9 protein-coding genes and 1 pseudogene are annotated in these 8,838 nt (G+C 45.2%); 2 read left to right on the forward strand and 8 right to left on the reverse strand.

Features of this window, described 5'->3' with window-relative positions; translation table 11 throughout:
• Positions 1-166: 166 nt before the first annotated feature.
• From MED92_RS00610 to sohB, 7 genes are all read right to left on the reverse strand, one after another.
• Positions 167-1,459, reverse strand: a complete 1,293-nt coding sequence (locus MED92_RS00610; protein WP_007019517.1) for a uracil-xanthine permease family protein — start codon at positions 1,457-1,459, stop codon at positions 167-169.
• Between the two features lie 13 nt (positions 1,460-1,472).
• Positions 1,473-2,099 (reverse strand): uracil phosphoribosyltransferase, encoded by a 627-nt coding sequence (gene upp / locus MED92_RS00615; RefSeq protein WP_007019518.1) that lies wholly within the window; start codon positions 2,097-2,099, stop codon positions 1,473-1,475.
• A 153-nt stretch (positions 2,100-2,252) separates the two neighbouring features.
• The gene (locus MED92_RS00620; protein ID WP_007019519.1) at positions 2,253-3,374 is read right to left on the reverse strand and encodes a mechanosensitive ion channel family protein; all 1,122 of its coding nucleotides are present in this window, start codon (positions 3,372-3,374) and stop codon (positions 2,253-2,255) included.
• On the reverse strand, positions 3,371-4,399 hold the full coding sequence (nagZ, locus tag MED92_RS00625) for a beta-N-acetylhexosaminidase (RefSeq protein WP_007019520.1): 1,029 nt from the start codon (positions 4,397-4,399) through the stop codon (positions 3,371-3,373). Before nagZ ends, MED92_RS00620 begins: the two co-directional genes overlap by 4 nt.
• On the reverse strand, positions 4,392-4,871 hold the full coding sequence (locus tag MED92_RS00630) for a L,D-transpeptidase (protein ID WP_007019521.1): 480 nt from the start codon (positions 4,869-4,871) through the stop codon (positions 4,392-4,394). Before MED92_RS00630 ends, nagZ begins: the two co-directional genes overlap by 8 nt.
• A 12-nt stretch (positions 4,872-4,883) precedes the next feature.
• Positions 4,884-5,543 (reverse strand): TetR/AcrR family transcriptional regulator, encoded by a 660-nt coding sequence (locus MED92_RS00635; protein ID WP_007019522.1) that lies wholly within the window; start codon positions 5,541-5,543, stop codon positions 4,884-4,886.
• 138 nt (positions 5,544-5,681) lie between these two features.
• The gene (gene sohB / locus MED92_RS00640; RefSeq protein WP_007019523.1) at positions 5,682-6,743 is read right to left on the reverse strand and encodes a protease SohB; all 1,062 of its coding nucleotides are present in this window, start codon (positions 6,741-6,743) and stop codon (positions 5,682-5,684) included.
• 90 nt (positions 6,744-6,833) lie between these two features.
• On the opposite strand from sohB, the gene MED92_RS00645 reads away from it, so the two are divergent.
• Entirely contained in the window at positions 6,834-7,169 is a 336-nt protein-coding gene (locus MED92_RS00645) for an SCP2 sterol-binding domain-containing protein (RefSeq protein WP_007019524.1), read from the forward strand.
• Here MED92_RS00645 and nudC read toward each other — a convergent pair.
• Entirely contained in the window at positions 7,143-7,961 is an 819-nt protein-coding gene (gene nudC / locus MED92_RS00650) for an NAD(+) diphosphatase (RefSeq protein WP_007019525.1), read from the reverse strand. The two genes, MED92_RS00645 and nudC, sit on opposite strands and share 27 nt — an antisense overlap.
• Positions 7,962-8,228: 267 nt before the next feature.
• On the opposite strand from nudC, the pseudogene nhaB reads away from it, so the two are divergent.
• A pseudogene (gene nhaB / locus MED92_RS00655) lies at positions 8,229-8,838 on the forward strand (sodium/proton antiporter); the annotation flags it as partial.

Consider the following 8,838-nt stretch of genomic DNA (forward strand, 5'->3'; position numbering starts at 1 on the left):
TCGCTACATCATTATCTTTCATAATATTGATGGTTCAGACATAAAAAAATCCGATATTGTGAACAATATCGGATTTTTTTAATAAGCCCGCAGTTAGCTCAAACGCTTGAGTCAACAGCCTTGCAGCAACGCCTGGCTTTTTAATGGGTACGATAAAGAATCTTTTTTAATTGCGACCGTGATCCACAAGATCATCGACCACGGCACGCTCATCATCTAAATCATCGTGCTGATCTTCTTTAGGCATAGGCAGCACCAGATTAAGCACAATTGCCACCAAACCACACAGGCTTACACCCTGAAGGTTCAGATCACCGCTACCCACAGCCATACCACCGATACCGAATACCAATGTTGTAGAAACGATAACCAGGTTACGCTGCTGCGCCATATCGACACGCGCCTTAACCAGCGTATTCAAACCAACCGCAGCAATAGAACCGAATAGAAGGATCAGAATACCACCCATTACTGGTGATGGGATGGTCTGCAGCAATACACCAAACTTAGCAATAAATGCCAGCAGAATCGCAAACACGGCAGCCCAGATCATCACAACAGGGTTGAATGCTTTAGTCAGCATTACCGCACCCGTCACTTCTGAGTAAGTCGTATTTGGCGGACCACCAAACAAAGAGGCAGCAGACGTCGCAATACCATCACCAAACAGCGTACGGTGCAAACCAGGTTTTTTCAGATAATCCTTACCTGTAACATTACTGATTGCCAGGACATCACCCACGTGCTCAATGGCCGGCGCAATCGCAACAGGCAGCATGAACAGAATGGCAGCCAGGTGGAATTCGGGCATGACAAAATTAGGTACAGCAATAAATGGCGCTTCAGCCGCTTTTGTAAGATCAACCATGCCCATGAAGTAAGCAGCGGCATAACCCACCAGCACACCGGATAAAATCGGCACTAAACGGAAGATACCTTTTGCCAGGGTGGCAACCAACAAGGTAGTAACCAAAGCAATCATAGATACAATCATCGCATCCTGATAAGGGAACAACTCAATAGAGCCATCACCTGCTTTACCCATTGCCATATTAACCGCAATAGGCGCAAGTCCCAGACCAATCACCATGATCACAGGCCCTGTCACAACAGGCGGCATAACACGATGCAGGAAGCCCGAGCCTTTAACCTTAACCAGGGCCGCAAGGATCATATAAACAACACCTGCAGCAAAAAGCGCTCCCATCGTTGCAGGGACACCCCAGGTTTGGGAGCTGTAGGTGATAGGAGCAATAAAAACAAAAGAAGACGCCAGGAACACTGGCACTGTTCTTTTTGTTACAAACTGGAATAACAAAGTACCCAGACCCGCTGTAAACAGCGCAACACTTGGATCAAGCCCCGTTAGAAGAGGCATCAGTACCAGCGCGCCAAATGCAACAAACAGCATTTGTGAACCGGCCAGTACTGTACGCAGACTAGCTACCTGCTCAGACATATTCGTTCCCTATTTATTTAGTTCCGAAAATCTTATCGCCCGCATCACCCAGACCCGGGATAATATAGCCCTGCTCGTTCAGGTGGCTATCGATAGATGCTGTGTAAAGCTCTACATCCGGGTGCGCTTCCTGAACCGCTTTAATACCCTCAGGAGCCGCAACCAACACCAGCGCACGAATAGAATCGCAGCCCGCTTTTTTCAGCATATCGATGGTCGCATTCATAGAACCACCTGTTGCCAGCATCGGGTCAATAATCAGAGACATGCGTTCATCGATATCATTGGCCAACTTCTCGAAATAAGCCACCGGCTCAAGCGTTTCTTCATCACGATACAAACCTACAACACTGATTCGCGCGGTCGGTACAAGATCAAGAACTCCATCTAGCATACCGATACCGGCACGAAGAATGGGTACCACGGTAATTTTCTTACCTTTGATGCGCTGACAGGTTACTTCGCCACACCAGCCATCCAATTGATAATCTTCTACCTCAAGGTCCTTTGTTGCCTCATAAGTGAGCAGACAACCGACTTCAGCAGCCAACTGCCTAAAACTACGAGTGCTCATATCTCTAGCACGCATCAAACCAATTTTATGCTTCACCAACGGGTGATTTATCTCATGAACGCTCATATCAACCTCAATAAATTCTTTACAAAACCACCACTACGATCAGCGGCAAAATTGCCGGAAAGGTTACCAAACTGTAACCTTAAATGTCATCCGAAAGTTGTAGAATTACTGTTCCAGAACAAGTTTATTTTTTGCGCCCACAAAAAAGCCCCATTAAGGGGCTTCAGCAGTCGCTTCTGAGTGGAGCCCGGAGGGCATCCCATGCAAATGAACAGTAGTGGTAGGAAAGGCGAATTCAGCCCCATTAGATTCAATTATCTGCATAATCTTAAGCATGACATCCTGCTTAATCTCATGAAACCTGATCCAGTCCGTTGTCTGTGTGAAGGTATAGATAAAGAAATCCAGAGAAGAAGGCCCGAACCGATCCAGATTGACAATGAGTGTCTGACGGGTATCTATTTCAGGATGACTCTTTAGCATCGCTTTTACATCAGCAATGATCTGTTCAACTTGCGCCGCATCATCATAACGAACCCCGATATACTCATAGATTCGTCGATTTGTCATTCGCGAAGGATTTTCTACCGAAATATTGGCAAAGGTAGAATTCGGCACGTATAAAGGACGCTTATCAAAAGTGCGGATACGCGTCTGACGCCAGCCAATATCCTCGACCGTACCTTCGATCTGCTTATCAGGGGAACGTATCCAATCGCCAACTTTGAAAGGCCTGTCCAGATAGATCATCAACCCACCAAAGAAGTTCGCCAACAGATCTTTGGCGGCAAAACCAACCGCAATACCACCGATACCACCAAATGCCAGGATGCCCGATATGCTATAGCCGTAACTCTGCATAATGATCAGGACGATAATAATGGTCACGATCAAACGCAAAAGCCGACTAAGCGCCCCCACTGTTGTAGGGTCCATCGGCTTTTTCATTCGATCCGGCATAACCAGAACCTGCTCAAGCCGCTTCAAGAAGCGCAAGCATGACCAGGCAAATAGAATAACCGGAACCAATTTAGGTAACGGATTTTCATCACCAAGGATTTGAATAGCAAAGTGCTGCTCAAAAATCTGCAACAACCAATAGCCCGCGGCTAACCAGATCAAAAAGAGCAAAGGACGACTAAAAGAGTTTAAAAAGACATCATCCCAAAGAATCTTTGTTTTCTCTGCCTGACGCATAAGCTGCGCAATGGTTGATCGAGCAACCAAATCAGCAACAACAGCGATCACACAGATAGCACCGGACAAAATAAGCCATGCAGACTCACCATATTCCGGCATGTATTGCGCTAACAATCCATTTAGCAAATCAATCATAAGTTCACGTCCATTAAGCGAGAAGCAAGCACCCTAGCCTGCTCCAACCTGACTTCATCAACTTTAATAGCCTTACCCTTTAGCGAGGAAAGCGCCGAATATGGTTCGACACAAGCGCTGCGCATATACTCAAGCACTGCGAGCGTTCCTTTACGGTCATTACAACACAGCAACACCTGACAACCCGCACGAATCGCATGCTCTGCGCGCTTGGCATATCCACCCGCACTATGCGCAGCTTTCATACTAAGATCATCACTGAAAATGACACCCTGAAAACCCAGCCCGTCACGCAAAACATTTCCAATCCAGAAATCAGAAAAGCCTGCTGGGGAAGCATCACATTGAGGGTAAAGAACATGCGCAAACATCATCGCCTCTACGCCATTTGTAATAGCCTCCTTAAACGGAACCATGTCTGCCTGCTCAATGACGGAAAACTCACGCTCATCGATTGCATCCGCATGGTGAGTATCAGCGTTTGCCCATCCATGACCCGGGAAGTGTTTTACGGTTGCAGGCATACCTGCATCACGCATCCCCTCTATATATCCGGAGGATAATACCGTTACCGTTGAAACATCATTGCCAAACGCTCGATTTCCAATAACGGTGTTACGGCCATAATCAATATCAACAACCGGCGCAAAGCTCAGATCAATATCTAACTGACGGAGCTCTGCAGCCATTAAATATCCCAATTGCTCCGCCGTTGACCTGTTTTCTTCCAATGAAGTGGAAAATTTACTCAACGCTTTAACGGGTGGCAGCAGAGTTACCCCGTCTTTAAGGCGCTGTACACGACCACCTTCCTGATCCAAACTGAGTATTAAATCAGGCCTGATAGCCCGAATCGAAGCCACCAGCTCAGCTACCTGCTTTGCATTTTGTGTATTCCGAGCAAACAGGATGACCCCACCTATCAGAGGATCAAGTAATAGCACTTTTTCTTCATCCGTTAACTCCAGACCATCAAGATCAAGAAACAGTGAAGCTTCACAACGAGCGTTATGGGAATTATTCATTAATAGTCACTTCAGTTCCCGGAGTTACCTGATCAAATAACTCCAGTAAATCGGTATTTCGCATACGGACACACCCATGTGATAACGGAACCCCCATAGGTTCAGAATCAGGTGTACCATGGATATAGATATAGCGCTGCATAGTATCAACGTCACCCAGCCGGTTATAGCCGGGCTCACAACCACACAACCACAGAATGCGCGTCAGGATCCAATCCCTGTTTGGGAAAGCTTCAGCAAGGGAGGAATTGTATATCTCACCCGTAAAACGACGCCCAACAAATACTGCGTTTAAAGGCTCATTAGCACCTATACATGCACGTATATAATGCTTTCCCAAAGGCGTGCAACCACTATTCTTTCTTTGGCCTATACCATTGAGAGCAGTAGATACTGAATAAACACTTACCTTCCGCTCGTTCTCAAATACGGTAAGTGTTTGCTCAGAAACAGAAACCTTAAGAACAAGCATCAGACAGAATAATCAGAGACGGCAAAAATAGGTTTTATCCGCTCTTGCCTGCAATCCCGCAGACAACACCGGAATCATACGATGAAGAATGTTCTCAACTTCAGCCCCACTGTGGAACTCTTTCTTTTCCATAGCATAGAGGGTATTGAAGTTAGACAAGGTGAAGGTGATAGAACCCAGTAAAAAGTGCAGACGCCAGAAAAACTCAGAATCTTCCATTGGTGCAGCATCTTTGCGAAGCAGCTCAATGAACGGCTGTAGCTTGTCACCGTATCGACCGATTAAGAACTCGCGCAGCTCTTCCTGATTTTTCATGTAGGAAAGTTCGAGAAGTCGCATGAATACAGCCAGCGCATTAACATTGTCACGATTCACCGTTAACAACGCGCGCATGAGCATCTCCAGAAGTTCATCCAGAGTCGCCTGCCCCGCTTCGACCGCGTGCAACCGCTGCTGCATCAGTTCGCCCAACTCTTCACATAGCGGAGTAAGGAACTTTTCGGCAACAGCCTGGATTAATCCCTTTTTTGAACCAAAGTGATAATTGATAGCGGCAAGGTTAACATCAGCACGACTGGTAATCTGACGAACTGTCGTTTCAGTAAACCCCTGCTCCGCAAATAACGTCTCTGCAGCTTTAACGATGCTTGCAGAAGTTCCCTTGTGATTCATCAGTACTCCAAACCGGCGTTTCAAACAAACTGTCGTAGATTATAACGCCAGATACCTTAGTAAAATCAAGTCATTGATAAAGAGAAATGGAAGATAATGGGACGGTCATTAATCAATGATGAACATCCCACCGTTAAATTAGCGCTTCCAGAAGTGCGATTGACTGATACGGCCCCACACCTTATTGACCAGTCGATCACCCGAATCGACTGTAAACTCAGAGAGTTTATCCTGAAGAGTTTTCTTTTCTTCATATCTGATTTCAAAAATATCGGCTTCTTCTGCAGCATCGATTAGATACTGATCGGACGTCATCAACTCATCGACGAGCTGATTTTCCAGCGCCTGCTTACCAAACCAGATCTCACCCGTAGCGACCTTGTCTATATCAACCTGAGGGCGGTATTCATGGACAAAGTTTTTAAACAGCTCATGGGTTTCTTCTAGTTCTTCTACAAATTTCTCCCGGCCTTTTTCAGTGTTTTCACCAAAGACGGTTAATGTACGCTTGTACTCACCTGCGGTAAGTACTTCATAGTCAACATCATGCTTCTTTAACAAACGATGGAAGTTCGGTAACTGCGCGATAACACCAATCGATCCAACGATAGCAAAAGGCGCAGCAATCAATTTGTCAGCCAGACATGCCATCATGTAACCACCGCTGGCCGCGACACGGTCAACACAAATAGTCAAAGACAACTCTTTGCGCTTAATTCTTTCAATCTGTGAAGAAGCAAGACCATACTCGTGAACCATTCCACCAGGACTTTCCAGGCGAATAACAATCTCATCTTCAGCTTCAGCAAGTTGCAGAATTGCGGAAATTTCTTGTCTTAAAGGCTCGACTTCACTGGCTTTGATGTCACCATCAAAATCAACCACATAAATACGCTTACGACGAGGCTCATCAACCTTCGGTGGATTTTTCTTGCGGGCTTTCTTTTCTTCTTTTTCTTTCTTTTTCTCTTCTTTATGGATCGCCTTTAGCTCATCCTTATCAAGGATCTCAGCCTCAATCGCCTCCTTCATATCCAACAACTCATCATTGAAATGAGTCACTTGAATGTCCCCATGCTTGCCATCGGAACGAGAACGCGCAGAAACCAACGCAATGCCTGCAACAACCGCAATAATTGCAACGACCACTGTCACAGACTTGGCCAGAAATAAACTGTAATCGGCTAAAAACTCAACCACTGAGAAAACTCCGAATTAAACTATAAGTAGAAGGTTGGCTAATGTATCATAATTCACCCGTTTACCCACCTAGTTTGAGTTATTCCAGCGATGAGCGAACAGATTTCCGTAAGCAAAGTAATTGAGAAACTCCCTTCCCGCTTTATGGCAGAAAATTCAGCCGACTTTGAGGCAGTTTTTCAATTTACCATTGAGGATGATCAGGATTTCTACATCGATATCAAAAACCAGACCTGCACCGTCACGACCGGGGAACATATCGATCCCAATATCACGCTGATTATGGAAGCAGAAACATTTATCGATGTGATAAACGGTAATCAAGATGGAATGAGTGCCTTCATGAGTGGAAAACTCAGAGCTGAAGGCAACATTATTCTGGCAACAAAACTAGGAAAATTATTTAGCCGGGAAAAACAAAGCTGATTCCTGATCAATAGCTACACCCTGCTCGATCAAGAACTTATCAATAAGCCGCCTTGCTATGGTGAACTTAGGCGGCAAGCTGGGTAGTGAATCAACACCAAACCAATCAGCGTCCAGAATCTCGAAGCCATCCGGGGTAATATCACCCGATTCGTACTCAGCAAAAAAGCCCAGCATAAATGAATGGGGGAATGGCCAGGATTGGCTGAAGCAATATTCCACATCCTTCACCTTAATACCTACCTCTTCCTGAACTTCACGAATGACAGCACTCTCAGCACTTTCCCCCGCTTCGATAAAGCCTGCCAAAGTGCTGTAACGCCCAGACGCAAATTTGGCCGCGTGGGCCAGCAAACACTGGTTGCCTTTTTTTACCAAAACGATGATACAAGGGGATATACGTGGATATTGATGATGTCCACAAGATGGACAAACCTTCGCAAACTCACCCGAATGAATATCTAACTCAGTTGCACAGCGCGGACAAAACTTAAAGGAAGCATGCCAAATCGCAATTTGAGCAGCCGAAGAAAGCAGCACATAATCATCTTCACTGTTTATCTTGCTTAGCATGGCCCTTAAGCCAACCAAATCAGAAGGCTTAATCGAGCGAGGAAGTGTTTCTGAAGCAAGAATAGCCAGCTTGTAGCGCCCACCTTGAGTTAGGTTGAGCGGAAATATCACATCCACATCAAGATCACTTAACTCTTGCTCACTGCATAAGATTACCCCGGCTTCGGTTCCTAGAATCCTTTCATCGTAACCGAGGATGTAACTAACCTCATTTTCCAAAACCCTAACTCCTTTAATACTGCGATTACACTAAATTACAATTTAGGTACTTATACTCACCGGCATTAGCTCTACTTTAGTAGTAAATATATACCCTAATTGATTTTGCATAAGCAAATAATCAAAAAAACTACTTAAACTAGTAATATTAAGCTACTTCTTTGCCCCTTCACCTGATAGGCTTAGCCGCGCATACAGATATACCCTAACTATTCAACAGCATAATAAAAAATTCTGTTGACTGTTCTGGCACAGGAAGAACAATCAATGAGCAACACTTTATCACAAGCACTTGTTAGAAATTTCCTCGGAAATTCCCCTATTTGGTATAAACAGGCAATATTCGCGTTTCTCGTATTAAACCCGATTATTCTATATACATTAGGCCCTGTTATTACCGGCTGGCTACTTATTTTCGAGTTTATCTTTACGCTTGCTTTAGCCCTGAAATGCTACCCCCTTCAACCAGGTGGACTACTAGCCATCGAAGCCATTCTAATCGGCCTTGCCAGTCCAGAATCTGTTTATCATGAGGTAGAGGGTAACCTGCAAGTTATTCTTCTGCTGATGTTCATGGTCGCGGGCATCTATTTCATGAAAGACATGTTGCTCTGGGTCTTCACGAAAATACTTTTAAAAGTTCAGTCTAAGACGCTGCTCTCACTCCTTTTTTCATTTTTTGCCGCATTTCTTTCAGCATTTCTAGACGCCCTGACGGTAACTGCGGTGCTCATTAGTGTGGGGGTTGGCTTTTACTCTGTCTATCACACCGTTGCTTCCGGTAAAACATACCATCACCCCGAACACGATCACGCCGATGATGAAGCTGTGCACCGTGACCATCGTGACGACCTTGAACAGTTCCGCCAATTCCTTC

This window comes from Neptuniibacter caesariensis (assembly GCF_000153345.1).
GTDB classification, from domain to species: domain Bacteria; phylum Pseudomonadota; class Gammaproteobacteria; order Pseudomonadales; family Balneatricaceae; genus Neptuniibacter; species Neptuniibacter caesariensis.

Coding starts and splice junctions, on each gene's coding strand:
- MED92_RS00610 (WP_007019517.1), bottom strand. CDS start 1,459: ATGTCTGAGCAGGTAGCTAGTCTGCGTACAGTACTGGCCGGTTCACAA.
- nagZ (WP_007019520.1), bottom strand. CDS start 4,399: ATGAATAATTCCCATAACGCTCGTTGTGAAGCTTCACTGTTTCTTGAT.
- MED92_RS00635 (WP_007019522.1), bottom strand. CDS start 5,543: ATGAATCACAAGGGAACTTCTGCAAGCATCGTTAAAGCTGCAGAGACG.
- MED92_RS00620 (WP_007019519.1), bottom strand. CDS start 3,374: ATGATTGATTTGCTAAATGGATTGTTAGCGCAATACATGCCGGAATAT.
- MED92_RS00630 (WP_007019521.1), bottom strand. CDS start 4,871: ATGCTTGTTCTTAAGGTTTCTGTTTCTGAGCAAACACTTACCGTATTT.
- upp (WP_007019518.1), bottom strand. CDS start 2,099: ATGAGCGTTCATGAGATAAATCACCCGTTGGTGAAGCATAAAATTGGT.
- MED92_RS00645 (WP_007019524.1), top strand. CDS start 6,834: ATGAGCGAACAGATTTCCGTAAGCAAAGTAATTGAGAAACTCCCTTCC.